At 39.1% G+C, this 26,408-nt stretch carries 31 protein-coding genes; 7 read left to right on the plus strand and 24 right to left on the minus strand.

The features are described from left to right. Window positions 1-67: 67 nt before the first annotated feature. The 3 genes from pdaA to FS458_RS17815 all read right to left on the minus strand — a co-directional run bounded on the left by pdaA (window position 68) and on the right by FS458_RS17815 (window position 3,115). Window positions 68-877 carry a delta-lactam-biosynthetic de-N-acetylase gene (gene pdaA, locus FS458_RS17805; RefSeq protein ID WP_391503413.1) on the minus strand — a complete coding sequence of 270 codons (810 nt, stop codon included), beginning with the start codon at window positions 875-877 and terminating at the stop codon, window positions 68-70. Window positions 878-1,267: 390 nt separating this feature from the next. Further along, window positions 1,268-2,815 (minus strand): fumarate hydratase, encoded by a 1,548-nt coding sequence (locus FS458_RS17810; RefSeq protein ID WP_144703919.1) that lies wholly within the window; start codon window positions 2,813-2,815, stop codon window positions 1,268-1,270. A 108-nt stretch (window positions 2,816-2,923) separates the two neighbouring features. Beyond that, window positions 2,924-3,115, minus strand: a complete 192-nt coding sequence (locus FS458_RS17815) for an SE1561 family protein (RefSeq protein ID WP_066243343.1) — start codon at window positions 3,113-3,115, stop codon at window positions 2,924-2,926. 134 nt (window positions 3,116-3,249) lie between these two features. Here FS458_RS17815 and yfkAB point away from each other — a divergent pair, with 134 nt between their 5' ends. Both yfkAB and FS458_RS17825 read left to right on the plus strand, forming a co-directional pair. Beyond that, window positions 3,250-4,368 (plus strand): radical SAM/CxCxxxxC motif protein YfkAB, encoded by a 1,119-nt coding sequence (yfkAB, locus tag FS458_RS17820; RefSeq protein WP_144703922.1) that lies wholly within the window; start codon window positions 3,250-3,252, stop codon window positions 4,366-4,368. Between the two features lie 111 nt (window positions 4,369-4,479). After that, on the plus strand, window positions 4,480-4,797 hold the full coding sequence (locus FS458_RS17825) for a winged helix-turn-helix transcriptional regulator (RefSeq protein ID WP_066243338.1): 318 nt from the start codon (window positions 4,480-4,482) through the stop codon (window positions 4,795-4,797). 237 nt (window positions 4,798-5,034) lie between these two features. Here FS458_RS17825 and FS458_RS17830 read toward each other — a convergent pair whose 3' ends face one another. Together FS458_RS17830 and FS458_RS17835 are read right to left on the minus strand one after the other, a co-directional pair. Continuing rightward, window positions 5,035-5,880 (minus strand): YfkD famly protein, encoded by an 846-nt coding sequence (locus tag FS458_RS17830; RefSeq protein ID WP_144703925.1) that lies wholly within the window; start codon window positions 5,878-5,880, stop codon window positions 5,035-5,037. Between the two features lie 100 nt (window positions 5,881-5,980). After that, window positions 5,981-6,388 carry an OsmC family protein gene (locus FS458_RS17835; RefSeq protein ID WP_144703928.1) on the minus strand — a complete coding sequence of 136 codons (408 nt, stop codon included), beginning with the start codon at window positions 6,386-6,388 and terminating at the stop codon, window positions 5,981-5,983. Between the two features lie 90 nt (window positions 6,389-6,478). Here FS458_RS17835 and FS458_RS17840 point away from each other — a divergent pair, with 90 nt between their 5' ends. Together FS458_RS17840 and FS458_RS17845 are read left to right on the plus strand one after the other, a co-directional pair. Then, on the plus strand, window positions 6,479-7,657 hold the full coding sequence (locus FS458_RS17840; RefSeq protein WP_391503411.1) for an MFS transporter: 1,179 nt from the start codon (window positions 6,479-6,481) through the stop codon (window positions 7,655-7,657). 125 nt (window positions 7,658-7,782) lie between these two features. Beyond that, window positions 7,783-8,232 (plus strand): TlpA disulfide reductase family protein, encoded by a 450-nt coding sequence (locus tag FS458_RS17845; protein WP_144704488.1) that lies wholly within the window; start codon window positions 7,783-7,785, stop codon window positions 8,230-8,232. A 56-nt stretch (window positions 8,233-8,288) separates the two neighbouring features. Here FS458_RS17845 and FS458_RS17850 read toward each other — a convergent pair whose 3' ends face one another. Next, window positions 8,289-8,735, minus strand: a complete 447-nt coding sequence (locus FS458_RS17850) for a VanZ family protein (RefSeq protein WP_144703936.1) — start codon at window positions 8,733-8,735, stop codon at window positions 8,289-8,291. A 376-nt stretch (window positions 8,736-9,111) separates the two neighbouring features. Beyond that, window positions 9,112-9,987 carry a YihY/virulence factor BrkB family protein gene (locus FS458_RS17855; RefSeq protein ID WP_231607548.1) on the minus strand — a complete coding sequence of 292 codons (876 nt, stop codon included), beginning with the start codon at window positions 9,985-9,987 and terminating at the stop codon, window positions 9,112-9,114. A 161-nt stretch (window positions 9,988-10,148) separates the two neighbouring features. Between FS458_RS17855 and FS458_RS17860 the strand changes: the two genes are divergently transcribed. Next, on the plus strand, window positions 10,149-10,403 hold the full coding sequence (locus FS458_RS17860; RefSeq protein WP_066391095.1) for a GlsB/YeaQ/YmgE family stress response membrane protein: 255 nt from the start codon (window positions 10,149-10,151) through the stop codon (window positions 10,401-10,403). A gap of 225 nt (window positions 10,404-10,628) precedes the next feature. Here FS458_RS17860 and FS458_RS17865 read toward each other — a convergent pair whose 3' ends face one another. From FS458_RS17865 to FS458_RS17930, 14 genes are all read right to left on the minus strand, one after another. Continuing rightward, on the minus strand, window positions 10,629-11,054 hold the full coding sequence (locus tag FS458_RS17865; RefSeq protein WP_144703939.1) for a GNAT family N-acetyltransferase: 426 nt from the start codon (window positions 11,052-11,054) through the stop codon (window positions 10,629-10,631). Between the two features lie 15 nt (window positions 11,055-11,069). After that, window positions 11,070-11,540, minus strand: a complete 471-nt coding sequence (locus FS458_RS17870) for a low molecular weight protein-tyrosine-phosphatase (protein ID WP_144703942.1) — start codon at window positions 11,538-11,540, stop codon at window positions 11,070-11,072. A 461-nt stretch (window positions 11,541-12,001) separates the two neighbouring features. After that, the gene (locus FS458_RS17875; protein ID WP_144703945.1) at window positions 12,002-12,709 is read right to left on the minus strand and encodes an ABC transporter ATP-binding protein; all 708 of its coding nucleotides are present in this window, start codon (window positions 12,707-12,709) and stop codon (window positions 12,002-12,004) included. 11 nt (window positions 12,710-12,720) lie between these two features. Next, window positions 12,721-13,497: an ABC transporter ATP-binding protein gene (locus FS458_RS17880; protein ID WP_144703948.1), complete on the minus strand. Its 777-nt coding sequence runs from the start codon at window positions 13,495-13,497 to the stop codon at window positions 12,721-12,723. 14 nt (window positions 13,498-13,511) lie between these two features. After that, window positions 13,512-14,801: a branched-chain amino acid ABC transporter permease gene (locus FS458_RS17885; RefSeq protein WP_144703953.1), complete on the minus strand. Its 1,290-nt coding sequence runs from the start codon at window positions 14,799-14,801 to the stop codon at window positions 13,512-13,514. Window positions 14,802-14,811: 10 nt separating this feature from the next. Next, window positions 14,812-15,798 (minus strand): branched-chain amino acid ABC transporter permease, encoded by a 987-nt coding sequence (locus FS458_RS17890; protein ID WP_066391085.1) that lies wholly within the window; start codon window positions 15,796-15,798, stop codon window positions 14,812-14,814. Between the two features lie 89 nt (window positions 15,799-15,887). Next, complete coding sequence (locus FS458_RS17895; RefSeq protein WP_186320656.1) at window positions 15,888-17,078, minus strand: branched-chain amino acid ABC transporter substrate-binding protein; 1,191 nt, start codon at window positions 17,076-17,078, stop codon at window positions 15,888-15,890. 238 nt (window positions 17,079-17,316) lie between these two features. Continuing rightward, window positions 17,317-17,718: a secondary thiamine-phosphate synthase enzyme YjbQ gene (locus tag FS458_RS17900; RefSeq protein ID WP_137791554.1), complete on the minus strand. Its 402-nt coding sequence runs from the start codon at window positions 17,716-17,718 to the stop codon at window positions 17,317-17,319. Between the two features lie 133 nt (window positions 17,719-17,851). Continuing rightward, entirely contained in the window at window positions 17,852-18,913 is a 1,062-nt protein-coding gene (gene rsgA, locus FS458_RS17905) for a ribosome small subunit-dependent GTPase A (RefSeq protein ID WP_144703959.1), read from the minus strand. Between the two features lie 586 nt (window positions 18,914-19,499). Next, window positions 19,500-20,555, minus strand: a complete 1,056-nt coding sequence (locus tag FS458_RS17910; protein WP_144703962.1) for an SDR family oxidoreductase — start codon at window positions 20,553-20,555, stop codon at window positions 19,500-19,502. Between the two features lie 131 nt (window positions 20,556-20,686). Beyond that, a complete protein-coding gene (locus FS458_RS20845; protein ID WP_186320641.1) occupies window positions 20,687-20,860 on the minus strand; it encodes a hypothetical protein in 174 nt (57 codons plus the stop codon). Window positions 20,861-20,863: 3 nt separating this feature from the next. Beyond that, window positions 20,864-21,331 carry a redoxin domain-containing protein gene (locus FS458_RS17915; RefSeq protein WP_260858805.1) on the minus strand — a complete coding sequence of 156 codons (468 nt, stop codon included), beginning with the start codon at window positions 21,329-21,331 and terminating at the stop codon, window positions 20,864-20,866. Between the two features lie 244 nt (window positions 21,332-21,575). Continuing rightward, complete coding sequence (locus FS458_RS17925) at window positions 21,576-22,796, minus strand: hypothetical protein (RefSeq protein ID WP_144703972.1); 1,221 nt, start codon at window positions 22,794-22,796, stop codon at window positions 21,576-21,578. A 57-nt stretch (window positions 22,797-22,853) separates the two neighbouring features. Further along, a complete protein-coding gene (locus FS458_RS17930) occupies window positions 22,854-23,693 on the minus strand; it encodes a hypothetical protein (RefSeq protein ID WP_144703975.1) in 840 nt (279 codons plus the stop codon). A gap of 209 nt (window positions 23,694-23,902) precedes the next feature. Here FS458_RS17930 and FS458_RS17935 point away from each other — a divergent pair, with 209 nt between their 5' ends. After that, on the plus strand, window positions 23,903-24,634 hold the full coding sequence (locus tag FS458_RS17935) for a Bax inhibitor-1/YccA family protein (protein ID WP_144703978.1): 732 nt from the start codon (window positions 23,903-23,905) through the stop codon (window positions 24,632-24,634). A 35-nt stretch (window positions 24,635-24,669) separates the two neighbouring features. On the opposite strand, the gene FS458_RS17940 is transcribed toward FS458_RS17935, so the two are convergent. From FS458_RS17940 to FS458_RS17945, 3 genes are all read right to left on the minus strand, one after another. Further along, complete coding sequence (locus FS458_RS17940; protein ID WP_144703981.1) at window positions 24,670-25,317, minus strand: hypothetical protein; 648 nt, start codon at window positions 25,315-25,317, stop codon at window positions 24,670-24,672. A gap of 62 nt (window positions 25,318-25,379) precedes the next feature. After that, on the minus strand, window positions 25,380-25,532 hold the full coding sequence (locus FS458_RS20850) for a hypothetical protein (RefSeq protein WP_153238238.1): 153 nt from the start codon (window positions 25,530-25,532) through the stop codon (window positions 25,380-25,382). A 102-nt stretch (window positions 25,533-25,634) separates the two neighbouring features. Next, complete coding sequence (locus tag FS458_RS17945; RefSeq protein WP_144703984.1) at window positions 25,635-26,078, minus strand: DUF6376 family protein; 444 nt, start codon at window positions 26,076-26,078, stop codon at window positions 25,635-25,637. A gap of 142 nt (window positions 26,079-26,220) precedes the next feature. Between FS458_RS17945 and FS458_RS17950 the strand changes: the two genes are divergently transcribed. Then, on the plus strand, window positions 26,221-26,403 hold the full coding sequence (locus tag FS458_RS17950) for a hypothetical protein (protein ID WP_144703986.1): 183 nt from the start codon (window positions 26,221-26,223) through the stop codon (window positions 26,401-26,403). The last annotated feature ends 5 nt before the right edge of the window (window positions 26,404-26,408 follow it).

A 26,408-nucleotide genomic window follows, 5' to 3' on the forward strand; every position in this document is an offset into this window, starting at 1 on the left:
TTAAGCGTTTTTTTGTATGCTTTTTAATACAAAAAGAAACACCTTCGCAAAGTATGCAAAAGTGTTTTTAAGATTTAAATAATAATGGAGTTGGCACAGATTTCTTAAGCTGTAAGTCGTCTAAGCTTTTGAATGTGTAGCCTCTTTCTTGAAGAGCTTCAATTGTGCGTTCGAGTGCATCTGCATTGTCTTTAGAAACTGTATGCAAAAGCATGATACTGCCTGGGTGAATCTGCTTCATGATCTGGTTGTATGAATATTGCCAACCACGCTGTTTATTGGTTTCCCAATCTAAAAAGGCAAGAGACCAAAACACATGTGTATAACCTTCTTGTTTAGCGAGCATGATCGTTCTTTCGCTAAACACTCCTCTTGGAGGCCGAATATAATTCATATCGGTTTTTCCCGTTATTTCCGTATATCTGATCTTTACTTTTTCAAGCTCGTTTTTTAATCGTGCATCAGACACTTGGGTAAGGTCTGGATGGTAATAAGAATGATTCCCTACAATATGCCCTTCTTCAGCCATTCGTTTTATTAGGTGAGGGTGAGTCTTCATAAATTGTCCGGTTACAAAAAAGGCTGCAGGTACTTTCTTCCTTTTCAACACATCCAAAACATTGTCGGTATAACCGTTTTCGTATCCATTATCAAAGGTTAAATAGATATCTTTTTTGGCAGGATCTCCAATAAAAAGGCTATCGTATTTGTGGACGAGCTCCATATATCTTGCATCTGTAACAGGAGGCTTTTCTTCCCCTTTTTTCTCAAAGTACCATTCTAGTCTTTGATTGGATACGCCTCTTTGAGCATAAATAACATGTGTTTGTGTGAAAAATATGATTGAAACCAATATTAGGCACAGGAGCCGATTGATTCTCATTAAACTTCCTCCTTCAAGCGACAACCTATACCTTTATTTTGTTGTAATTGTAGAAAACCATGCTAGGGATATAAAGGAAACGAGTGTAGTTGGTGATATCAAATGTCCCGGTGTGTGCGGAAATCCTAAGTTTTTATGATGAATCCAGAAGTTTTCTGCTTCAATCCACAAGTTTTGATGCCCAATCCTAAAGTTTTCTGCTTCAATCCACAAGTTTTGATGCCCAATCCTAAAGTTTTGTGCTTCAATCCACAAGTTTTGATGCCCAATCCTAAAGTTTTTGCGATTTATCCACGAGTCTACAGATATAGATAAATTTCGACATCCGAAACGCAAAAAAAAAAACCACAGTTCCCTATCAGAACTGTGGCTTACACATTCATTTTATTTAAATACAGGATCTTTAAACTGCTCCAACTTCTGTAAGGAAGACTTCTCCACATGCTCATGAAGACTGTTTCCGTGTGAGTCCATCGTTACAACTGCTGTAAAGCCATTAACGCGGATGTGCCACATTGCTTCTGGAACTCCGAATTCCATCAGGTCGACACCTTCTACTTTCTCCATACACTCTGCGTAATATTGTGCAGCACCGCCGATAGCGTTCAGATAAACACCGCCGTGTTCTTTTAGAGCGGCTAATGTTTTTGGACCCATTCCACCTTTACCAATAACCGCCCGGATTCCAAACTTCTTCATGATGTCGCCTTGGTAAGGTTCTTCACGAATACTTGTCGTTGGTCCTGCCGCTTTTACGACCCAATTTCCTTCAGCGTCTTTTGCCATTACTGGTCCGCAGTGATAGATGATCTGACCGTTCAGATCGATTGGAGCCGGATTATCCATTAAATGTTTATGAATAGCATCTCGACCTGTATGCATCATGCCGTTGATCGTCACAACATCTCCGACTTTTAGCTCCCGGATCTGCTCTTCGGTAATAGGAGCTTCAAGTGTGACGCTTCTCGTTTTTTCTTCCTGCTGTTCAACAGCTGCTGCTGCTTCCTCTTCAGCTTTAGTGAAGTCCACTTCTTCACCTTCTGTATACAACCAATCTTGAATTTCTCCCGTTTCAGCGTTCAGTTTTACACCTAAACGACGGTATGCCCAGCAGTTATAAGCTACTGATACAAAGAAACTCGCAGGAATACGGTTGATCACACCAACTTTACAGCCAAGCAATGTCGTTTCACCGCCAAAGCCCATCGTACCGATTCCAAGCTTATTCGCGTTCTCCATCACATACTCTTCAAGTTTACGAAGATTTTCGTTCGGATTAACGTCATCTACAGAACGGAATAGCATCTCTTTCGCTAATTCATAACCTGATGTACGGTCTCCCCCGATTCCAACACCGATAAAACCGGCACTGCAGCCTTGACCTTGAGCTTGATAGACAGAATGCATGATACATTTACGGATACCGTCTAAATCACGTCCCGCACGTCCTAAGCCTTCTAATTCAGCTGGCAGGCTATATTGAATGTTTTTATTCTCACACCCGCCGCCTTTTAAGATCAGACGAGCATCGATGTAATCTTCTTCCCATTGCTCGAACTTAATAACAGGCGTTCCGTCCCCTAGGTTGTCCCCACTGTTGTCTCCAGTGATCGAATCAACTGAGTTCGGACGAAGCTTCGTATCTTTTGTTGCATCCGCAATCGCTTGACGAATCGCTTTTTTCATCTTAATCTGGTTCGCTCCTACAGGAACTTTGATCTTAAAAGTAGGAAGTCCCGTATCCTGACAGATTGGTGAAACATTTTCATCAGCTTTTAAAATATTATCCGTAATCGTATCTAAAGACATCGCAGCACGTGTTCCGGCGTTTTCCTTTAGCTTAGCTGCAAGAATGGCACGGCGAACGTCTTTTGGCAATTTCGTTGATGTTTCTACAATCAGCTTGTACATGCTTTCTTGAAATTTCTCCATCTCTTCACTACCCCTTTATGACTTGCTATTGTAAGCGTAATCAAAATTATTAATGAGTTCATTATAACAAAAAAAACCGCTTCTTTAATAAAGAAACGGTTTTCGAGCTTATTTTTCTTCCCAATCGTGACGGAACTGTTTGCACTTTTCTTCTAAGTCATCCAGCATTCCGATGATTCGGTCGATCTCTTCAATTCCTGCTGTTTCAGCATCTATAGAATCTAAAACATCAACTAATAAGTCAATACGATTTTTAATATATTCTTTTTGAGAGGATTTATCCTGAATAGAGTTACCCATGTTGATCTCTCCTTTCCATCCCTTCTACTTTAACAAGGTCAACCGATTTTGCCAACAGAATATTATCCTTTTTCTTTAATGTGGGTTCGGTTAAGATAGATACTGTCCATTTATGGTCGCAAAGGAGATGTATGATGGTGTTAAAAACCGAATTAAAAGCGATAACCCCAAAGAATGATCCGTGGGAAGCTTATTTAGATATGAGTGAACATAAAAAACTTCAGCTATCCAATATAGAGATAACGACAACCACATTGTGTAACATGCGTTGTGCCCACTGTGCTGTCGGATACACGCTTCAAACAAAAGATCCTGAACCTCTTCCGCTCGACCTTGTCATCAAACGTCTTGATGAGATTCCTCAATTAAGAGCTTTCAGTATTACTGGCGGTGAGCCGATGCTTTCCTTAAAATCAGTAAATAATTACGTTGTGCCACTATTAAAATACGCAAGAGAACGTGGTGCACGTACTCAGATCAACTCAAATTTAACTTTAGATTTAGCACGCTACGAAAAAATTATTCCGTATTTGGATGTGCTTCACATTTCCCATAACTGGGGAACGGTGGAGGAATTTTCTGATACAGGTTTTGCCATGATGGAAAAGAAGCCTTCTGTTGAACAACGTGAAGCTTACTTTACCCGCTTAGTTGAAAACGCACAAGCTTTAACAAAAGCTGGTGTGATGGTATCTGCTGAAACGATGTTAAATAAGAAGACGTTGCCCTACTTGGAAGAGATACATAAACATGTTCTTGAGATGGGCTGCCAGCGTCATGAGATTCACCCTATGTACCCGAGCGATTTCGCGAGTACTTTGGAAACAATCTCTCTACAGGAAATGCGTGAAAGTATTCATCATCTACTCGATATTCGTGATAAGAACACATGGATGCTATTTGGAACTCTTCCCTTCTATGCTTGCTCCGAAGACGAAGAGGACTTAAGGTTGATCAGAAGACTTCAAAGAGAAGAAAATGTTACAGTGCGTAATGACCCTGATGGAAGATCACGATTAAATATCAACTTATTTGATGGCAATATTATCGTGACAGACTTTGGAGATGCTCCTGCACTTGGAAATATAAAAGATACGAGCTTACCCGATGCTTATGAAGCATGGAATCAATCAGCGCTTGCTAAAGAACTAAGCTGCCATTGCCCTGCTGTTCAATGTTTAGGACCGAACGTACTTGTAAAACATTCTTATTATAAAGAAGTAGATTTTAAAAATAACACCTCGAAGCTTTAAAGCGTTAAAAAGTTATAAACTTTACAAAAGTAAGTTTAAACCGTATAATAGAAGGCAAATATAGACTGTAGAAAAAGCATCGTTTTTTCATATAGATTGAGGTGAATGATAATGGATTATAGCACGATGTGTCCGAAGTACGAAGTAGCCATGGATATTATCGGAAAAAAATGGACAGGACTCATCATTCGCGTTTTGATGGATGGCCCTAAGCGGTTCAAAGACATCAAATCCCAGATTCCCGAAATGAGTGATCGCATGCTTACGGAACGGATGAAGGAATTGGAGTCTGTGGGAATTGTGAAGCGTAACGTTTACCCAGAGACACCTGTGCGAATTGAGTATTCACTGACGGATAAAGGTAATTCTTTAAAAACAATTATCAATGCCATTCAAGACTGGAGCGAACAATGGGTGGATCATTGTTAAGTATAGCCTGATAGTGTTAATTTCCGTTTCAGGTGCTCGCTTTCCAGGGGGCGTGCGGTGAGCCTCTTAGCGCTTTGCGCTGTTAAGAGTCTCACCTGTCCCGCTGATCCCCCAGGAGTCTTGCACCTTACACTCCAATTAACTTTTCAATGAAGCTTTCTTGGAACTCAGCACCATCTTGGATATGACTTTAATACGCAAAAAAGAAAGGACAGCTGATTAAGGAGCTGTCCTTTTTTACATATTGCTTGTATGAAAACTAAAAGATACATGGTCTTGAACGGGAATCCAAGCACCAATGCCTTGTTGTGTAACGTTTTGAATAACGATCTCTCTTTTACCGCCTTTTAAAACGATATAAACTTCTCCGTAAGTAACTCGTCCTCTTTCATTAACCGCTGGGACATAACTATCTAAATATCCTACCTGTTTTGGTGACACATGGTATACGTTTGATTTCTTTGTACCTGCGCCAACAGCTGTCTGAAACGATAAAGGCAGCTTTGACTTTTCTGCTGCTGTGATGAGCATCATCTTTTGAACCGCTTCACTATTTGGAATTGATGCTGTAAGACCACCACTTACTTTTTTATGAGCCGTTTGGTTATAAGACAGTTTTGCAACTGCTTTTGCACCTCTGTTGTCTAAACGGTTCGTATTGATTTGTTGGTGTTCCCAGTTCACAGTCGTCTCTGTTGATTGATAAGACAATGGCCATTGACCTAAGTAGATTTTTGCACGGTACCAAAAAGCTACTTTCGATCCATTTATCGTTGACTCATTCAATAAACGAATTAAATCTGGATTTGTGATTGGAACGTCCGATGTTTTAAGCATAGCTTTCGCAAGCTTACTCGGTTCTAAGTAAGGAAGATCTTGAGCTGAGTTAGGATATGTGTTCTCTTTGGATATGCTAAGAACCGAACTCGGTATTTTCACATCTGCTTTTGGAGCAGTTTTTTCTATCTTTTCTGTTTGTTTTTGTTTTTGTTCTGGTTGTTGCTTTGTTTTTTCAGCTGCTAGTGCTGTATTGGATAACACAAAAAGCATGACAAATAACATAATAAAAATTCTCTTTTTCATAACATCCTCCTTTCCCCTATTTTTTTCTAACCGATAAAATTTATCCATGTTCCCTGCTTAGATCTCTCCGGATTTTGTTGGAAAATAAAAAACCCTAATTCTATAGTGAATCAGGGCACTCATTTGACAATTGAATTTCAAAACTTTCCGTGATGTTTATACTGTCTTTTACAGATTGCACCATGGAACAGTTTTTTCTAGTTACGTTTAATGCTTTCTCGACCTTCTCTTCTGATAATTCTTTCCCTTTGATCAAAAAGTGAAGGTGAATGTCCGATACTCGGTTTGCCTCTTTTTCCACTCTGTTGATCTTTGCTTGAACAGTGATGTCATCATACTGCATTCTCATACGCTCTAATACTTTCCGAAGAACTCCACCACTGCATACAGCTATAGAAGAAACGAGAAGTTGAAATGGCCGATAACCATATTCAGCATTTCCACTTATCTCAAGTGTTCCATACTCTACATCCGCTTCAAATCCATTTTCAGTCATTTTAAATTCCAAGATTAATCATTCCTCTTCATAAAATTCCACTCAACTTTTTATGTTTTCCATTGTACAATGGTTTTAGTTTGTTTTGAAAAGGAGACGCTCATGCAGCTTTCTACGTATAAATTTTCAGTTTTAGTCAGCATTGTTTTTATTTCAGGTTTTGCTCAAGGTATGCTGCTTCCTTTAATTGCAGTCATCTTTGAACAGGACGGTACATCTGCTTCATTAAACGGTTTCCACGCAACAGCACTTTATATAGGTATCTTGATCGCTTCTCCGTTTATTGAGAAACCTCTTAGAAGGTTTGGCTATAAACCACTCATATTAGCAGGACTTTTAGCTGTTGTACTCTGTTTTGCTATGTTTCCTGTTTGGAAAGTATTTTGGTTTTGGTTTGTATTACGGCTCTTGATCGGTATTGGTGACCATATGCTGCATTTCTCTACGCAAACTTGGATTACGACAAGCAGCCCAGAAAAAAAGAGAGGCAGAAATATCTCTATATATGGGATTGCGTTTGGAGCAGGATTTGGAATCGGACCTCTAATGACAAAGATGCTGGAAGTAAACGAAAACCTACCTTTCTGGCTTGCTGCCGGTCTTTGTTTTCTTTCTTTTCTTCTAATGACGACGATTCGAAACGAAAGACCTGAAACAGAATCTGCTCGAACTTCTGGTATAACAGCCATCGACCGTTATAAAGATGTTTTGAAGTTAGCTTGGGTATCCTTATTGCCACCATTTGGTTACGGCTTTTTAGAAGCGACTCTTCATGGGTCTTTTCCCGTTTTTGCACTTCGTAACGGAATCAGCTTGGATTGGGTAGCAGTTCTGCTGCCAGCCTTCGTATTAGGCAGCCTAATCTTCCAGTTGCCACTCGGCATTCTCAGCGACAAGTTGGGTAGGAAACCAATCTTAATTTTTTCTTTTGTTTCGGGTTTCTTCTCGTTCCTGGCAACATATTGGAGCATGAATAACTTTTGGCTTCTGATCAGTCTGTTCTTTATATCCGGAATGTTTGTTGGATCGATGTTTTCTCTTGGTATCGCATATATGAGTGACCTGCTTCCTAAATACCATCTTCCTGCAGGAAATATCTTAGCAGGTATCAGCTTTAGCATCGGAAGCATGTCTGGTCCTATGATCGGCGGAAGCTTCATAAGCTGGTTTGATGGAGGTGCTTTTGTGTTTGCGATCTGCGGTATGTTATTTGTCCTATGCTTACCAATTCTTTTTATCAAAAATAAACATGAGATCGCGATAAAGTCCAAAACCGCTTAGAAATAATATTTTTCTTTTTATACCATATTAGTAAAGCAGGATTTTTGACTTTAGTTGTTCAACCTTTAAACTAGACATTAGATAAATTAAACTATCTTCAAAAACAAGGAGTAGATATTTTTATGATGAGATTACGTTCGGATATGCCAGAACTTAATGGTGCTACACAATGGATCAATGGAGAAGTTTCGAAAAGTGACTTGATCGGAAATAAACCAACGCTTATTCATTTTTGGTCTGTAAGCTGTGGACTATGTAAAGATGCGATGCCTAACATTAATCAATTTAGAGATGACTATAAAGACGAACTGAACGTGATTGCGGTACATATGCCTCGTTCAGAAAAAGACTTGGATATCGAGCAAATTAAAGAAGTAGCAGCAGAACACGATATTACACAGCCAATCTTTGTGGACAATGATCATGCTTTAACTGACGCGTTTGAAAACGAGTATGTGCCAGCTTATTATGTTTTTGATGCAGAAGGTAAGCTTCGTCATTACCAAGCTGGTGGAGATGGCATGAAGATGCTAACAAAGCGTGTTAACCGTGTACTAGGAAAAGAAACTAAGTAAGCAAACAAAAACCGGACAGCTGTAATCGCTGCCCGGTTTATTTTATAGTATTTGCTTTATTTTAATAATCGTTCGATCCATCGGAAGATCATCGCTAAAAACTTGTATAAAAATAGTCCTAGCATTGCTCCCATACCATTAAGAAAGATATCATCAATATCGAATATTCGTTTGAAATACTCATATTGAAGAACCTCAATAATGAAACTTGTACCAAAACCAAAAATGAAGATAAAACGCCAAGAATTAAACACTCGGTAAATTAAAGGCAGCAACAAACCAAATGGTACGAACAAGAGCACATTTCCGATGATATTCTTCAGGATAAGCCAATCATCCTCACTTCTCCACATCAGCCTTATGCTGTCAAACAAAACAAGATTAGCGGATCTACCATATACATACTCATTAAATGAAAAAAGAGTGGCTTTAATTAAGACTGCCATATATACGATAAAAACAAGTGTACCTAAAATGCTAAAGATGAATCTAACTTTTTTCATACTGCCTTTTCTCCTGCCTTTTAAAGAAATTCCCATAAGTGCCTTTTTAGTGTAACATGCAAAGCTCTTAAGGAGATACAGGTAAAAGACACAAACTTTTCTCCATTACCTATACACACTTCGAAGAATCCATTCAAAACATGTACTTCTTCTGTACTTTTTCATTGCCTTTCTTAACAAACAAAAAAGCCGCCCTGCTAAGAGGACAGCTTCATACTTGTTCGTATTTAGGTTAATGAAAGTCATTCTTTTTGTTCGAGGATTTACTTGTTTTGTGTTGACTATCATTTTTATTGTTCTTATTGCTGTGGGTCTGTTTGTTGCTTTTTCCCATATCAATAATACCTCCTTAACGACAAGGTATGTATAGTTTTTCCTAGGATTCAGCCTTTAACAAGCCCCTTTTCTTGGCAAAATCAATCTTAAACTTATGAAACGTGGCATTTAAGACGCCTCCAGATAATAAGACGATACCAGTGAGATAAAACCAAAGCATGAGAACAATAATCGCTCCAATACTTCCGTAAGTTGCAGAATAATTGCCAAAATGGTCAACATAAAAGGCGAAACCGAACGATACGATCTGCCAGAAGAATGTAGCAACTAGTGAACCGTACCAGATCTCACTATATTTCAGCTTTTTACATGGAGCTAAATAATATAGAACAGATACAACAGTAGCGATGATGAGGAAACTAATTAACCACCGTAACACTCCCCAGATCTGCAGGAACTCATCACTTAAACCTAAATAGGAAAAGGCTGCGTTCCCAAGCATCTTTCCGAATACAGGGAAAACGAGTGCAACAACAAAAGCGAAAATAACGCCAAACGTTAAGAATATAGCCAATAACCTTGTTTTTATGAAGCTTCGGCATTCTTTAACTCCATATGCTTCATTTAAAGTCTTGATTACAGCATTAATCGCATTAGAAGCTGACCAAATCGTAGCTAGAATACCGATTGATAAAAGGCCACCACTTCTTCCTTCTAATACAGCAAGTAAATTTTCTCTAACAGAATCCATCGCCTCTGATGGTACGAAGTGCTCTAACAGGTCGAGCGCTTCTTTTGGTTCTATAAAAAAGGCGCCAAGCGTTAATAAGAAGATAAGAAAAGGGAACAGCGAAAGCAGAAAATAATAAGCAAGCTGTGCTGCAAGTCCTGTTACATCTCCTCTTTGAAAACCGTGCATGAATTCAATTCCAAATGCTTTGGCTTTCATATGTTTGAGTATATGCCATAACGTCAAAGTTCCTCTCACCCCTTACTTATTTTTATACATTTCCCTTTATCTTTCCCCTTCCTTAGGGTGATAAAAACTTTTTTCAGGATAAGTTTATAATTTTTTATAATGGGTAACTTAAGAATAATTCCATATTACAACCTACAAAAAAAAAGGAGGAATTTTAAATGAGTTTATTATGGGCACTTATAATTGGAGGAATCATCGGTTGGTTAGCAGGTCTTTTAACAGGGCGTGACGTACCAGGCGGAATCATCGGTAACATCATCGCAGGTTTTGTTGGTGCATGGTTAGGTGGATTATTATTAGGTGATTGGGGACCAATGGTAGCAGGATTTGCAATCGTTCCAGCTATTATCGGTGCAGTTGTAGTAGTACTTATCGTAAGCTGGATCATGCGCAGTATGCGTAGCCGTGCTTAATAAGATTTACTAAAACATAATCTTTTTCGAAAAGAAAAGCTGGCTAAGGTCGATCATCATATGATCTTCCTTAGCCAGCTTTTTGCTTTGTTACAATAGTTATTAGGTTTTTTGAAATGCATAAAGATCTTGGTTCTTCTATTCGTGTTGGTTATTTTATTTGTTCTCAAAATTTATAGATCGGTTGTAGGAATTTATGTTCGCTTACGATTACCGACTGCTTATTTAAAATCTCTTTTTAAACACATAGCTCGGCATCTCATATTTCATCTTATCTGTATAAAAACGATGAGCGTCTAAACGGTTCACATTCGAACTTAACGCAACACAGTTACAGTTATTTTGAAGAGCAAAAGATTCCAAAAATGCTAGAAGTTCCTCACCATATCCTTTTGATCGTTCGTTGGAATCAGTGATCAGATCGTACAAATAAATATGCTTGCCGTCATAAAGATTGGTCAGCATAGCGAAACCTGCCAAAGCCACGATTTTCCCTTCATGAATATTGGCAAACAGCGTGTAGCCTTCTTTCTCCATCTGTAAAAAAAGTTCATAAAAAAGGTCTTCTGAAAGATGTGTACGAAGCTGATTTATAACCGGAAAAGCATCACGCACTTCTTGTTCTGATGATAATTGACGAATTTCACCCATCCGATATCCTCCTGATTATAACGATTCTCTATTTTTTATTTCTACTAAGAGTCTCTCACAGCCGATTGTCACAAGATCATATACTTCTTGGAAATTACCTGTAAAGTACGGATCTGGAACATCCTCTTTTTCAACCTCAGGTACAAAGTCCATTAGTCTTGCGATCATACCTGTTTGGGTTTGCCCCGCCATCCTATGCATGTTACCGATATTCTCAGCATCCATACCAATGATATAATCGTAATCTGTTAAATCTTTGGTTTTAACTTGGCGCGCTTTTTGACCTTCATAGGAAATTCGGTTTTCTCTCAAGATATTCCTAGTTCCCTCATGAGGCGGTTCTCCTGCATGCCAGTTTCCTGTTCCAGCAGAATCAATTGTAATAATTTCAGATAATCCTTCTCGTTTTACGAGATCTCGAAAAATCGCCTCCGCCATAGGAGATCGACATATGTTTCCTAAGCATACAAAGAGTACTTTAATCATGAATCATACCCCTTTCGTCTTCCTTTTAAAGGTATAACAATTTCATCCAATAATAAAGGGGAAATATACACAAAAAAGAAAACCAGGTTGATCCCCGGTTTTATTTGTTCTATTAACTATGCTGTTGAATGTCAGAAGTAACTTTTTTAGCATGCAGTCTTTAAAAGCTGAACGCCACGCGGAAAACGAGCTCCTGCAACGACAAGAAAACACCTTCGAATCTGAACAAAAATACCATCTTAGAAGTATTACAATAAGAAGATTCTTGATTTCTCATCACTGATTAGTTGATTGGAGTGGAAGGTGCGAGACTCTCGGCTAGGACAGGCGGGCGGGTGAGACACTTAAAAGTGAAACGTACAAATGTGGCTCACCGCCTGCCCCGCGGAAAGCGAGCACCTGGAACGGAAATCAACTACTTTCAAAAGCAACAAAGAAACACTAAAATATATTCATTTAAGTTAAGCCAGATAAGCCTCTCGAACGGACTCATTTGTAATGAGCTCATTCCCTTGACCAGCCATCACAATCTCTCCAGTCTGAAGTACATATCCTCGATTTGCAATTTGAAGAGCCTGAAACGCGTTTTGTTCAACGAGAAGAATCGTCATTCCTTCTTTATTAAGATCACTAATAATATCAAAAATTTGTTCTACGATAACAGGAGCTAATCCCATTGAAGGTTCATCAAGCAACAATAAACGCGGCTTTGACATAAGGGCACGACCCATAGCGAGCATCTGCTGCTCACCGCCACTCATCGTACCTCCTTTTTGAGTCAATCGTTCTCTTAACCTTGGAAAATAGTCGAAGACCTGTTCCATACGTTCCTTGATGACCTTTTTATCTTTTACAATAAAAGCACCCATCTCTAAGTTTTCTTTTACCGTTAGTCTTGGAAAAATCCTTCTTCCTTCAGGAACGTGTGCAATACCCGTTTGAGCAGTAATATGGGCAGGTTGTTTCGAGATGTCTTTTCCTTCATAGATAACAGAACCTGTTTTCGGGAGAACCTGTCCGCTGATCGTTTTTAAAGTAGTTGATTTCCCCGCTCCGTTCGATCCGATCAATGTAACGATTTCCCCTTTTTCTACAGAAATGCTGATACCTTTTAGCGCATGGATACCACCGTAATATGTGTTAATATCTTTTAATTGCAGAATACTCATCGTTCTCCTCCTTACGCTGGTGTTACGGCACTTTTTCCAAGATAAGCTTCAATCACTTTTACATCATTACGGATTTCAGCAGGCTTTCCTTCAGCGATCTTTTCGCCATGATCCAAAACAAAGATCTGTTCAGATATCTCCATGACTAGCTTCATATCATGTTCGATCAAAACGATCGTTACATCTAAGTCCTCTCTCATTCGATGGATAAATTCCGTTAACTCACGCGTTTCTCTCGGATTCATCCCTGCTGCTGGTTCATCTAGCAACAAAAGTTTAGGTTTTGTAGCCAGTGCACGCGCGATCTCAAGCCTGCGTTGAGCTCCATAAGATAGATTCTGTGCATCTTCGTTCAGATGTTTAGCAAGGCCGACATATTCTAGCCAATGGTAAGCTTCTTCTTTCGCCAGCTGTTCTTCTTCTCTTACTTTTTTTGTTTGAAACAAAGTACCGACAATTCCCGCTTTCAGCTGTTTATGCAAACCTACCATTACATTTTCAAGAACGGTAATGTTTGAAAAAAGACGGATGTTTTGGAACGTACGAGCAATTCCGTGCCGGGAAATCTCGTGTGGCTTCAACCCTACTAAAGAAGTTGATCCGAGTTGCACATTCCCATTGTCAGGCTGGTATACCCCTGTGATCAGGTTAAAAAAGGTAGTCTTGCCTGCTCCGTTCGGTCCAATTACAGCAGTTATCGAACCTTTTTCCACTGCCATATCCACTGAATTAACGGCAACAAGTCCGCCAAACTGTTTTGTAAGATTACTAACTGTTAATATGGACATCTTTATACCGCCTCCTATGCCTGAAACCCTTTGTCAGGTTCAACCGTAATCTTTTCTTTTCTGTGCTTCTTCGATCCTTCTTTAAGAGACTCTTCATCAAACACAGGATTTTTAGATGGTATTAACCCTTGAGGGCGATAGATGGCAAATATGATTAAAATCGCGCCAAAGATAAAGCGTTGCATTTTTGCAGGAGCGAGTGCTTCTGGAAAGCTGATCACACCGTCGAGACTCAGCTGATTTAAATAATTTGTTACCTCTGTCAGTACCTGTAGATTTAGAATAGTAATGACTGCTGCACCGAGGATTACACCTGGCACACTGCCCATGCCTCCTAAGATAACCATTACTAGGATAGTGATAGATTCTAGTAGTGTAAAACTTGTCGGATCAACGAATGTTTGTTTCGCTGCAAAAACAACCCCCATCATTCCTGAAAAAGAAGCTCCGATTGCGAATGCTAAAAGCTTCGTACGCACAAGGTGAATACCCATCGATTGTGCAGCGATCTCATTTTCTCTAACTGCTTTCCAAGACCTTCCTATTTTTGAGAACTCAAATCTTCTAACAGCTAGAATGACAAGAAACAAGATAGCAAGAACAATAAAGTAGAATTGATTCGGATATACAAACTGATAACCGAAGATCTCTGGAGGCTTAACTGAAGCTAGTCCCATTGCTCCATTCGTAATGTTCACCGGCTTATCAAGGTTATTAAATACAATTCTAATGATCTCACCGAAACCAAGCGTAACGATCGCTAAGTAGTCTCCTTTTACACGAAGTACAGGAATACCTAATAAAACACCGAAAAGTGCAGCTACAAAGCATCCGATTAAAATAAAGATCCAAAAGCTTTCACCCGATAACGGGAACGTTCCGAACGGCATAAAGTTAGCAGCTTGTCCTGTTGCAAAGATCCCATACGTATACGCCCCGATCGCAAAGAATGCGACGAACCCGAGGTCTAATAAGCCTGCTAAACCAACTACGATATTAAGTCCCAATGCCATCGCTACATAGATACCTACAACTGTAGCCACTTCCATGTAAGATTGATAACCTGGTCCAGTGCTTGATACAAAAGGTATTACGCCGATGAGAACGACCCCTGCGATCAACCATTTTAGACGGTCTGGCAGCTCTGTATAGTACAGAAGCAATAACGAGAACAACAGCAGCAGAAAAGCTGTGACAGATGCTTGAGCAAGATATAGGCTCAACGAGGTAATCAGTACATAAAGGACGAGCAGAATAATTTGTGCCAGCTTATTGCCTTTTAATTTACTTGTCAGCTTATTCATCGCTCTTCACCTACACTTTCTCAGTAACTGCTTTGCCAAACAGTCCTTCTGGTTTGAAAATCAATACGACGATTAAAATGGCAAACGCAAATACATCTTTATACTCTGCACCAAAGATACCACCCGTTAATAGCTGGAGATTGGCAGCAGCAAACATTTCTAGAATTCCTAACATGAGTCCACCTGCCATAGCACCACGGATATTTCCGATGCCTCCGAGTACTGCAGCCGTAAATGCTTTCAATCCTAGAATAAAACCGATATAAGGATCGATCGTTCCATATTGCACAGCAAACAGTACACCCGTTGCTCCACCTAGAGCTGATCCGATAAAAAAGGTCAACGAAATCACTCTATTCACATTGATCGACATAAGCGAAGCTGTTTCACGATCTTGAGCCACTGCTCTCATCGCCATGCCCCACTTCGTTTTATTGACGAAAAAGTCCAGTCCAATCATCATGATCACTACTGCAATAATCAGGATCAATGTAGACGTTTTAAAGAAAGCATCACTGAACGAAGAGGAGATGCTAGAAAATTTAATGGAAAACTGCTCATTAAACATGGATGGACCAGTTAAGATATAATTTCCTCTTTTGTATTCTGTAATAAAACGAACGAGATCCTGCAGCAAGAACGATACACCGATCGCTGAGATCAACGTGATCAGTTTAGGTGAATTTCGGAGCGGTCTGTATGCCATACGCTCTATTCCAACCCCCATGAAACCGGTTAAAATCGACGTAACAACCAAAACAAGAATCAAAGCAAGAATGGCAGGCATCGCTGCCAACCAGCCCATTCCTGTCATAAGAATCAGCATTGCAACGCCAATAAAAGCTCCGGTCATAAAAATCTCACCGTGGGCGAAATTAATGAGCTCTAATATTCCATAAACCATCGTATAACCGAGTGCAATAACGGCGTAAATCGCACCAAGAGCGATTCCATCTACAAGAACTTGTGGCAGACTTTGTAAAATTTCAGCTAACATAAATATTCCTCTCTTTCACGTCTGGGGAGTATGTAAAAAAGAAGAGGGACATGGCCGTTGGGGTCATTCCCTCTCTTGTAAACATAAGTTTACTTACTGATTTCGCCTTCTTGAACGCCTGGATATTTAGCTTCACTGAACTTGTAGATGTAGACTTTTGCAAACTTGTTATCACCGATATCATCAAACCCGACTTTTGTTACAACACCTTGGAAATCTTGAATCTTTCGGATTTCTTCTGCTACTTTTTCACGTGCTGGAAGATCTCCGTCACTTCCTTCGATCGCCGCCTCAAGTCCTTTTAATAGTACGCTCATAGAATCATAGCCATAAGCTGAATAAGACTCTACGTTTTTGTTGAACTTCTCTTTGTATTTTGAAGAGAAATCTTTGCCTTCTGTTGATTTGCTTGCATCAGCTGCTACAGAAGTATAATAAACGTCTTTTACAGAATCACCAGCGATCTCAACTAGAGTAGAAGAATCCATTCCATCTCCACCCATGAATGGAATCTTAATTCCTTTGTCACGAGCTTGTCTGATCAACTGCCCACCTTCTGTGTATAATCCACCAAAGAACACTAAATCAGGTTTCTTTGATAATACTTGTGTAAGTACACCGTTAAAGTCTTTCTCACCAACGGTAATTCCTTCGTAACCAAGAATTTCTGCTCCAGCCTCTTCAGCTGCCTTCTTAAACGCATCTGCAAGACCTGTTCCGTAAGCGGTTTTATCTTGGATAACAAAGATTTTCTTCGCTCCTAATTTATTGATTGCAAAGTCTGCACCTGCAGGGCCTTGGAAATCATCACGTGCTACGATACGGTTAACTGTTTTAAGTCCACGATCCGTTACTTCTGTCGCAGTATTTGCTGGAGAAACCATCGGCACTTTATACTTTTCATAAACTTCAGATGACGGGATGGAGACGCCTGAATTCAAGTGACCCACTACCCCTAGGATTGATTTATCTGAACCAATCAGCTGTGCGTTTGCTACACCTTTTTTAGGATCTGCTTGATCATCATACGGCTGAAGCTGAAGCTTGTACCCTAAGTCTTCAAACTTCTTCTTATTCTCTTCAAGCGCCAGTTGCGCACCAAGCTTAATAGATTCCCCTAGTGTTGCACTACCGCCAGACAAAGGAGTTTGAGTCGCGATTTTAATTACCTTTCCGCTTCCGCCCCCTCCATTGCTTCCTTCTGAACCGCCAGAAGAATTACAACCTGCCAAAAGTCCTAGTGATAATGCAGAAACCGCTAATACTTTTAACCCTCTCATAATCCCCACCTAAAATCCCCCTTGTTTTGAATATTATGATAATTTCCACTATTTAAAAAAATAGTACATGAAGAAAAGGGATTAGACAACTAAATTTTTGGAAAAATAGAATTTTTATGTTAAATTTAAAAGTTTTCCCTATTATTCAACATATTTCTTTATAGTTCGCCCATCTAGAACTTTAGTAGGAATAAAAAAAGACTCACTGTTAGAGACAGTGAGTCTTTAATAAATACTTTTATTTGTTCAATATTTTAACGTGATACTTTCGAGTTCGTGGACCATCAAACTCACAAAAATAAACACCTTGCCATGTTCCTAAGAGGAGCTTGCCGTTCTGAATAAATACCACTTGCGAAGACCCAACGGTACTTGCTTTAAGATGTGAAGCAGAGTTTCCTTCAGCATGGCGATACTTAGGGTGTTCCCACGGATACACCTCATCCAAGCGCATTAACATATCATGAACAACATCTGGATCTGCATTCTCGTTAATTGTTATTCCTGCTGTCGTATGCGGACAATATATGTACATCACACCATCGTTTACACGCTGCTCTTCTAGATAAGCCTCTAATGTACTCGTAATCTCATACATCTCATCTCTTTGATGCGTTTGTATCGTAAATACTTGTGCCAATCTCATCCCTCCTCATTCTTCTTATTTTGATGTTTCCCTATGAAAATCCTTTTTAATACTTGAAAGTTAATCATTCAGTATCAATAGGCAAAAAAAGAGGGGTGGTTATAAAACCATTCCTCTTCCATTTCAATTATTTACGATGAACGCGCGTGCGGTCACCAGCGAGTTTTTTCCATTTTGCTCTTTCGGCATTCGCTAACTTCTGATCTTCTTTGCGAGCAAAGTAAGCTAATTCACGCTGAAGTTTTACATAACTGTTATATCGATCTTTCTTTAACTCACCTGTTTCAATCGCTTCCTGCACTTTGCAACCAGGCTCATTTTGATGTGTACAATCACGAAAACGGCATAGTTCCGCATATCCTTCAACATCCTGGAAACTCTGGCTTAAGCTGCTGTCACCTTCCCACAATTGAAGCTCTCTCATTCCTGGAGTATCGATTAAGATTCCACCACGATCAAGAACAAGCAGTTCACGATGCGTGGTCGTATGCTTTCCTTTTCCATCTTCTTCACGAATAACGTTCGTTTTCAATACCTCTGACCCGAAAAGTTTGTTTGCAAGCGTGGATTTCCCAACACCTGAGGAACCTAATAGAGCAACGGTTTCCCCTTCTGAAATATAAGTTGCCAGATCCTCAAGACCAAAACCTGTTTCTGCACTAACTGCAAATGTCGGAACTCCAAACGCAATAGTTTCCACTTCATCTAATATCGTTTGAACATCATCACAAAGATCCGCCTTGCTTAGAACGATAACTGGAGTCGCACCGCTTTCCCACGCCATTAATAAATAGCGCTCGAGTCTGCGAAGGTTGAAGTCTTGATTTAGAGCATTTACTAAAAAGACCGTATCTACGTTTGTCGCAACAATCTGTTCATCCGTTGTTAAGCCGGCTGCTTTGCGAGAAAACTTACTTTTGCGCGGCAGGATTCCGTGGACGTAAGCTTTTCCTTCTTGCGGAATAGCCTGAACAGCTACCCAATCTCCAACTGCTGGGAAATCATGACGCCCTGTTGCATTAAAGCGAATCTTGCCTGTGATTTCACCTAATAATTCACCATGCTCCGTTAGAACGCTATAGAGCCCTTTGTGCTCTACACTTATTCTTCCTGGAACAAGATCTTGATTTTCATATGTTTTAAACGATTCTTCAAATGTTTGATTCCAACCTAATGATTTTAAATTCAATGTAATACCCTCCGAATAAATGTTGTCATTTTTTATAAAACTTTTCCTAAAACAATGTTGTCCTAGAATGTGGTTGATTTCTGTTCCAGGTGCTCGCTTTCCGGGGGGCGTGCGGTGAGCCACCTTGACGCTTTGCGCCCTTAGGTGTCTCACCTGTCCCGCTGATCCCCCAGGAGTCTCCCACCTTACACTACAATCATTTTCAAAGGAGAAAAAGGAACAAAAATTACTTCTTAGAAACAATGATTTAGTAAAAAGTCTTTCTTGCAAAATAAAAAGAACCTAAATATACATACTTAGGTTCTTTACAGAAAGAAAGGTACACAAATACCCCTCTTCATATAAAAAACCATGGCACTGTTGTACAGCCCATGGTTAAATGACAAATTTAAGAGAAGATATTACATACGCAAAAAAACTACTTGCGATTCTTCATTGTCCCAATAGGCTGTACATAAATTACACTCTCTGAAGTCAATCCATTAAGTTGTCTCATCATACATACCTCCTTGGGTTTCGTTAAGATTAGTTACTTTACTTCTACACTATAGCAGTATATGCATAAAATGTAAATAGATGCATATTTTTATTTTTGGGCAGAAGCGTTCTGATACCCCTCAATGATCCGTTTGATCATCGGCATATCCATCTGAAGGGGTGCAGCTTCTAATTCTTCTAGCATTCGTTGCGTATTGCTGTCATCAAACGTAATATTTCTGTTCAAGTAATTTTTATAAACATCAATCACGCTGTTGAGAAGCTGTTCTTCTTCATTAAGAGATGGCTCATAATCGTACGGAGCAAGCTTAAACAGCTCAAGTCCCGCTTTTTCCCTCATAACCTGAAAAACATCTGCACTAAGCGGCGGATTGTTATTTGTAATATGATAGATCTTTGTTTCTCTTCCCTTTTTTAAAACACCAGATAAAACATCCGCTACATAATCGACAGGAACAAGATTCTGCGTACTGCCTTCTTCACACAATAAGTGGAAGACGCGATCTCCCATTCCTTTTCTCTGAAACCTTTTCTTAAAGACCTCAAGGCTTCTGAGTAATCCATACAGCGTAAACTTAGAGTCCGCTTCTCCTGTCTTAGAGTCACCAATAATGATCGCCGGTCTTAAGATACTTACGTTAAAACGATCTGTGAACTCCATACATAAGTGCTCTGCTTTGCATTTACTTTCTTCATACGGATTGTTAAATACATTGTTCACACTGTGCAATTCTTCTTTAGCAAATTCGTCTTTGCCAAGTGTATAGGCTGTGCTTACATAATAAAAATGCGATACCCCCATGTTCTTTGCAGCATGAAGTGCATGTTGAGTACCTGTATAATTTATTTGAAAAAGTTCATCTTTAAGGTCTAAGTCAAATTTCACTAGGGCAGCCATATGATAAAATACATCAATTTTATCTGTAAGCTCTTGCTCCGCTTCCTTCGTCATACCTAAGCGAGGAGCTGTGATGTCCCCTTGAATAATATGAATAACGCCGTTCAAATCAGCTGTCTTGTGAAGAAGCTGTTCAGCTTTTTGTAAGTTTCGCGCTAACACATAAAGTGTATGACCTTCACGCGCCAAATTTTGAATTAAGCGACCACCTAGAAAACCAGTTGCTCCAGTTAAAAAAATATTCATTCAGCTGTTCCTTCCTATTCCTATATCAGCATACTTCTGCTTATATAGTACCACAACATTGCTTATGTGTTGCCGGTTTCAAAAGATATGAGAAATAAGCCACAAAATAAAAAAGCTGCTAAAAAGCAGCCTTATTTTTCATCATCAGGTTTAGCAATATTAATAGCTGGCATCTCACTATTCATATAATCAGTGGGATGGCCATCGGTTTGTTGTTTCTCATCATAAAAATAAGCGTTGATCTCTTGTTCTGCGTGAGCAGTCGGATCTTCAACGGGTTCGTGATTCTTACGTTCCTGGTCCACAGGCTAATCTCCTTTTCCACATGATTCACAAGCTTTAAATACTTCTTCATATTGAAGCTTTTCATTCGCATCAAACGTATGGTTGCTGAATTGAACAACACCTTTTTGATCGATAACAAAACATGATCGAATAGCAGTTCCATCTTCTTCGTTAAGAACACCAAACTTACTAGTTACTTTTTTGTGCCAATCGGCTAAAAGTGGGTAAGGCAAGGTTCCTAGGGCTGCCGCAAAGACATTGTGTGAGTATATGTGATCAACACTGATCGCAAGCACTTCTGTATTGGCATCTTCAAAGCGTTTGTAATCCTCTTTCCAAGAGGTAATTTCCTTAATTCAGCCAGGCGTGAAATCTAGTGGATAAAAAGCCACAAGGACATTTTTCTTTCCTTTAAAATCTGATAATGAGATATCTTTTTTTAATGTAGATGGTAACGTAAAATTCGGTGCAACATCACCTTTTTGTAGCACTATCCCACCTCCTTGCGTCTTTAAGAATATACTTCCCTGAACATATAAAAGAAAACGTTGGAATATATAGTCATTGCATGGTGCTGTCTAAAAACTGAGGACTTATAAAAAGCATTTCAAGACTTATAAATTTTTTTGAGGACTTATAAAAAAGTTTGAAGACTCATAAATTTTTCCGAAGACTTATAAAGAAATATTTCAATACAAAAAAGCCAGGGACCGCGAATCCCTGACTGCATTTTTTCTATTTTGTTGCCGTTTCTACTGTGATTTCAACCGTATTTTCAGTTGTATCTTCTTCAATTGCAGGTATTTCAACAACTTCTGAAGCATCTTCTTCTAAAACATCTTCAACTGCTAAAATTGCCGCGTTGATTGCTGCATGAAGCTTTGCATTTTCAGAAGCATGCTCAGCTGCTAATGAACGAATTTTGTTCAAAAGTGCAGAAAATTCTTCTTCAGTCGTTGTTTCTTCAGCTGCTGGTGCTTCCTCAGTTACTTCTTCTTCAGTCGTAGTCTCTTCAGTCGCCGGAGCTTCTTCTGTTACTTCTTCTTCAGTTGAAGTTTCTTCAGTCACAGGTGTTTCTTCTGTAACTTCAGCATCAGCATGTACTGCAGCATTTGGCGCAGCATGCATTTTTGCGTTTTCATTTGAACGCTCAAACGCATTAGAGTTGATTTTGTTTTGAAGAGATTTGTTTTCTAGCTTCTCTTTTCTGTCTTCAGAATCTTCATCATCAGAATGGTCTTTTCCATTCTCAGCATCATCGTCCTCTTTAACTGCATCATCATCAGCAATAACATCTGTTTTATCTTCTTCTTTTACTGGATTATCTGCATTTTTCTTCTGAACTGCTTCATCTTCAGAATCTTCATCGTCTTCTTTAACCGCATCTTCATCCGAAGCATATTCGATATCCTCTTTACGAGTAGCATCCTCATCATCTGTTACTGAATCTTCCTTTTTACCCTCTTCAGGATTCGTTGTAACTGGAACTTCAATTTCAATAACTTCTGTTCTTTCTTCCTCAACAGGAACTACAACTTCTGCTGTAGGTTCTTCAGTAACAGATTTTGCTGCAGGCTCTTCTGCTTTAGTCGAAACAGCGTGAACCGCCGCATTTGGAGCAGCGTGTTTCTTAGCCGTTTCACTCGCATGTTCAGCAGCTTGAGAATGACTCTTATCTTTTTCAGCTTTTTCTGGCTTCGTAGCTGTTTTCTCAGGTTTGGCTGGTTTTTCAACTTTTACTGGCTTTTGAATCTGCACAGTAACTTTAGCTGGTTTTTCAAACTTTTCGTCCTTAGCTTGTACGTGACCTTGAGATCCTTTTGCACTTTGAGCAGCAATAGCCTTTTCTGATTGGTGCCCAGCCGCCTCAGCAGCCCCAGTACCTACAACAGCTGCAAGAGTTAATGTTCCAGCAAATACGATAGATTTTACAAATGTACGGTTGACTTTTTTCATTTTTATTCGCTCCTTAAATTTTCAGATAGTTGTTCACATCACAATTTTCTAGAAAAATTAAAGAGCCTTTTCCGGTGGTATTCCTGGCGGTGCGTTCACCCATTGACTTCTTAAGAGGTCCATTCTGCCAAAATACACAGAAACCTTTTCCCCATCTTCAAAAATGATCGGCAACATTAAGCTAGCTTTAAAGTTAGCAAATGACGCTGTTCCGCTCCCACCATCCAAATGGTTTGTCGGTGAGGAGGATCCTTGTCCTGTAGCAGCTGGAATTACTTTTGAAACAGGATGCGGAGGTACTTTTGAAGACTTCTTATTTGATAAAGGAGAGACATCCTTTTTCATTTGTGGATGACTAACTTTCTCCTTTAATGGAGTTGGCTTCTTTCTAAGTACCTTTACCAATTCTTTTTTTGGAACGGATTTGTTTACCACTGTTTTTCTATGTATTGCACTTGATGATTCAGACTTTTTCAATTCAGAACGCTCTACCTGAATTACTCGTTCAGTCTGCTTCACCGGGACATGTTCTTTCGTTTGTCTTTGAGGAACTGATTTTTTTACCTTGCTTCGGTAGTTTGCATTTCGAGAATTTTTTTGTTTCGATATCGGAACTTTCTTCAACAACTTTGTTTCAGATCGCTTAGATTGAGGTTTATTCAACCCCGCTTTACCCTTACTTTCAGTCGGCTTTGCTCTCAACGCTGTTCCTACTTGCTTTGCTGCTTGTACAGGAACACGATCTGTAACTTTGTCTTGCTGTACGATTTGCTGGTTGTTTCGTTCAGCATTTTGATTCCGTTTCTCCACATCTTCTTTCTCTGCAAAAACTTCTGCAGGAATAAAAAGGACGGCACCCGCGATTAACCCCTGCATAATGAGGTTTGATATACGCATATACTCACCTCCCTTCTTTCAACTATATAATACTTCCATAACGTTAAATTTTTGTCGGTCTTTGTCTAAAATAGTCAAAATTTACTAATATCTTTAAAATTCATTGGAAATGTCATTATAATGAAGGATGGTGTGACATATTATTTTAACGCATGAAACTTTGATGATGTTGGTACGTATTTGATGTATGAAAAGAAGGAGGAATTTTCATGAGAAGTGCGAATCCTGCTTTAAAAGGCTCCACTTTTGATAAGTTCAGAGGGACGTCTTTTAGCAAGAAAATGACTTTGTCAGGAACAGTAAACAAAACGTTTATTCTTCTGCTTATCTTGATGGCATCTGCAATTTTTACTTGGTATCAATACAATTTAGGTAACCCAGTCGGTCATTTAATCGTGATCGGTTTAGTTGGAGGGCTAGTAACAGCATTAATCGTTGCATTTGTACCTAAAACAGCCCCTCTACTTGCACCGGTATATGCTGCACTAGAAGGACTGGCAGTTGGGGGGATATCAGCCAACTTTGAGGCTCAATTTAATGGCATTACATTGCAAGCTGTCGCTTTAACTTTCGGAACGTTGTTTGCCTTGTTACTCGCATATATGTTTAGGATCATAAAAGTGACTCAGAATTTCCGTTTAATTGTTTTCTCAGCGACTATGGGAATCATGCTCGTTTATCTCACCAGTTTTATCTTAGGTTTTTTCGGAATGAGTGTTCCTTATCTACACAGTACAGGTCCGATCGGGATTGGAATTTCCCTGTTTATCGTAGTGATCGCTGCACTTAATTTAGTTTTAGATTTTGATTTTATTGAATATGGAGCAGATCGCGGAGCGCCTAAGTATATGGAATGGTACGGTGCGTTCGGACTCATGGTCACATTGATTTGGCTGTACTTTGAAATATTGCATCTGCTAGCTAAATTAAGAAGAAACTAAAAAGAGAGAAGCCTCCATAAAAGGCTTCTCTCTTTTTACGTCAATATGTTTATCCATCGATAAATCGCCAAGCATCCTACACCAATATTGACTGCAAATAATGCAGCTAGCATGACTTTGTTATGATGAGTAACGAGCTGCGCGAAATATAATGCTCCCCACAGAATGAGAATAAGCAATGCCCATATGAGGCTGCTATCATTTCCTTGCATAACTGCTCCATAGCTGAAGATCCATGTATACGGAAGTAAGAGGCTTCCTGTAACAAAGTACATGCTATGAACACCGTGGGTTTGAAGTCTGTTAGCTAAAGGTGCTCCTTTAATCATTACACCATAAAGTAAACATATCCCCATGGTGATACCAAGGAAGAATCCGATCTGAAAAATTTCATAAAAGAAAACAGGCAATACGGAAAATGCCTCTAACCAAAACAATCTGCTAAAAAAAAGTATGGTTAGTCCGAACAAGATGTAAGGTAAGGAATAACGTGTTCGGATTCCCTTCCAAACTGTATGGCCTAATAAGATTAAGCCATAAACAAAAAACAAAAAACCCAGCAGTTTGCTGGAAAAAAGCATGAGGAAACTGTATAAACAGAAAAGAACGGCAAACGCAATATGATAAAAATAATCATATTTTGTATGCCTAGCTTTTTTGAACGTATTATTTATTAAATTCATGTTGCACCTGCCAAGACTAGTCGTGTTTATACATTTATCGTCAAAGACTGGTTATTTTCAAGTTATTCCTTTGGCACTTTAACCACGCCTCGCATGTGCCAGAGATGAATGAGTTCTAATCGTTTTCGATATTGTTTCGCCTGAAGCCTGCCTTTTTTGTATCTTTTCTTCAATAGCTGCATATAATCTTCAATCTTAATATGATAGTCGTCCATTCTTTTACCCACCCTCACCAATTATCTCATTGTCATATTCCCGAATTTAGTCGAAATGTAACATGAAATTTTGAATAAATGGGCAAAAGTAAGAAAAAAGTATTACTCGCCTAATTGCTTAATATCGTTTAATAAGTCAGTGTATACTTTGACATCATCTAGCAACCCACTCTTCTCCAAAAAGTCAGGAGTCAGTTCTCCGTTCTCTACTGCCGTTTGATACTTATCTATTCCATCTTGGAAGGTTTGATTATGTTCCATCACCTGATTATGAATATCTTCAAATACAGATGGTGGAGATAATTCATTAAATTCTTCAATCGTTGTATTCATTTCTTCAAGGGCCTTTTCTAACTCAACACGTGCATTTTGATCAGAGACAGCTTTCTCCGCTAACGAAGGAATTTCTTTTGAAAATTGTTGCACTTCGTTAATATATTCAGTTGCTTCTGGTACATAATTGATTCCGTTCGTTACGTCTTCGACCGCTGAACACCCTGTAAGTACACTAAATGACAAAAGAACAGCCAATATTGTTTTTTTCATTTCGATCTCCTCATTTCTTTAGAATTACTTTATTTGAATCTACATAAATTCGATTTTCACTTATTATTTTCTACGGCTTGGCTGCAAATAAGTTTCAAATTGGGACATTCTAATACTAGTTCAAACAGAAAGGCTGATTAACATGGCAAAAAAAGATAAAGAAAATGAAGGTAAAAAAGATTTATACTTAGACGTTGACCGAATGATGAACGAAGGAATGGCCGGAGGTACGGTAGCTGACGAAAAGGATCTCAATCAGATCGGCTATGATTCAGGAATCGATGATCAAGAAGAACCGCCAATAAAAGTAGATAAGAACAAGTAGAGCCG

The organism is Fictibacillus phosphorivorans, assembly GCF_007673525.1.
In the GTDB taxonomy this organism is placed as follows: Bacteria; Bacillota; Bacilli; order Bacillales; family Fictibacillaceae; genus Fictibacillus; species Fictibacillus phosphorivorans_C.

Coding starts and splice junctions, on each gene's coding strand:
- FS458_RS17810 (WP_144703919.1), bottom strand. CDS start 2,815: ATGGAGAAATTTCAAGAAAGCATGTACAAGCTGATTGTAGAAACATCA.
- FS458_RS17815 (WP_066243343.1), bottom strand. CDS start 3,115: ATGGGTAACTCTATTCAGGATAAATCCTCTCAAAAAGAATATATTAAA.
- yfkAB (WP_144703922.1), top strand. CDS start 3,250: ATGGTGTTAAAAACCGAATTAAAAGCGATAACCCCAAAGAATGATCCG.
- FS458_RS17825 (WP_066243338.1), top strand. CDS start 4,480: ATGGATTATAGCACGATGTGTCCGAAGTACGAAGTAGCCATGGATATT.
- FS458_RS17830 (WP_144703925.1), bottom strand. CDS start 5,880: ATGAAAAAGAGAATTTTTATTATGTTATTTGTCATGCTTTTTGTGTTA.
- FS458_RS17840 (WP_391503411.1), top strand. CDS start 6,479: ATGCAGCTTTCTACGTATAAATTTTCAGTTTTAGTCAGCATTGTTTTT.
- FS458_RS17845 (WP_144704488.1), top strand. CDS start 7,783: ATGAGATTACGTTCGGATATGCCAGAACTTAATGGTGCTACACAATGG.
- FS458_RS17850 (WP_144703936.1), bottom strand. CDS start 8,735: ATGAAAAAAGTTAGATTCATCTTTAGCATTTTAGGTACACTTGTTTTT.
- FS458_RS17860 (WP_066391095.1), top strand. CDS start 10,149: ATGAGTTTATTATGGGCACTTATAATTGGAGGAATCATCGGTTGGTTA.
- FS458_RS17865 (WP_144703939.1), bottom strand. CDS start 11,054: ATGGGTGAAATTCGTCAATTATCATCAGAACAAGAAGTGCGTGATGCT.
- FS458_RS17870 (WP_144703942.1), bottom strand. CDS start 11,540: ATGATTAAAGTACTCTTTGTATGCTTAGGAAACATATGTCGATCTCCT.
- FS458_RS17875 (WP_144703945.1), bottom strand. CDS start 12,709: ATGAGTATTCTGCAATTAAAAGATATTAACACATATTACGGTGGTATC.
- FS458_RS17880 (WP_144703948.1), bottom strand. CDS start 13,497: ATGTCCATATTAACAGTTAGTAATCTTACAAAACAGTTTGGCGGACTT.
- FS458_RS17885 (WP_144703953.1), bottom strand. CDS start 14,801: ATGAATAAGCTGACAAGTAAATTAAAAGGCAATAAGCTGGCACAAATT.
- FS458_RS17890 (WP_066391085.1), bottom strand. CDS start 15,798: ATGTTAGCTGAAATTTTACAAAGTCTGCCACAAGTTCTTGTAGATGGA.
- FS458_RS17895 (WP_186320656.1), bottom strand. CDS start 17,078: ATGAGAGGGTTAAAAGTATTAGCGGTTTCTGCATTATCACTAGGACTT.
- FS458_RS17910 (WP_144703962.1), bottom strand. CDS start 20,555: ATGAATATTTTTTTAACTGGAGCAACTGGTTTTCTAGGTGGTCGCTTA.
- FS458_RS17925 (WP_144703972.1), bottom strand. CDS start 22,796: ATGAAAAAAGTCAACCGTACATTTGTAAAATCTATCGTATTTGCTGGA.
- FS458_RS17930 (WP_144703975.1), bottom strand. CDS start 23,693: ATGCGTATATCAAACCTCATTATGCAGGGGTTAATCGCGGGTGCCGTC.
- FS458_RS17935 (WP_144703978.1), top strand. CDS start 23,903: ATGAGAAGTGCGAATCCTGCTTTAAAAGGCTCCACTTTTGATAAGTTC.
- FS458_RS17940 (WP_144703981.1), bottom strand. CDS start 25,317: ATGAATTTAATAAATAATACGTTCAAAAAAGCTAGGCATACAAAATAT.
- FS458_RS20850 (WP_153238238.1), bottom strand. CDS start 25,532: ATGGACGACTATCATATTAAGATTGAAGATTATATGCAGCTATTGAAG.
- FS458_RS17945 (WP_144703984.1), bottom strand. CDS start 26,078: ATGAAAAAAACAATATTGGCTGTTCTTTTGTCATTTAGTGTACTTACA.
- FS458_RS17950 (WP_144703986.1), top strand. CDS start 26,221: ATGGCAAAAAAAGATAAAGAAAATGAAGGTAAAAAAGATTTATACTTA.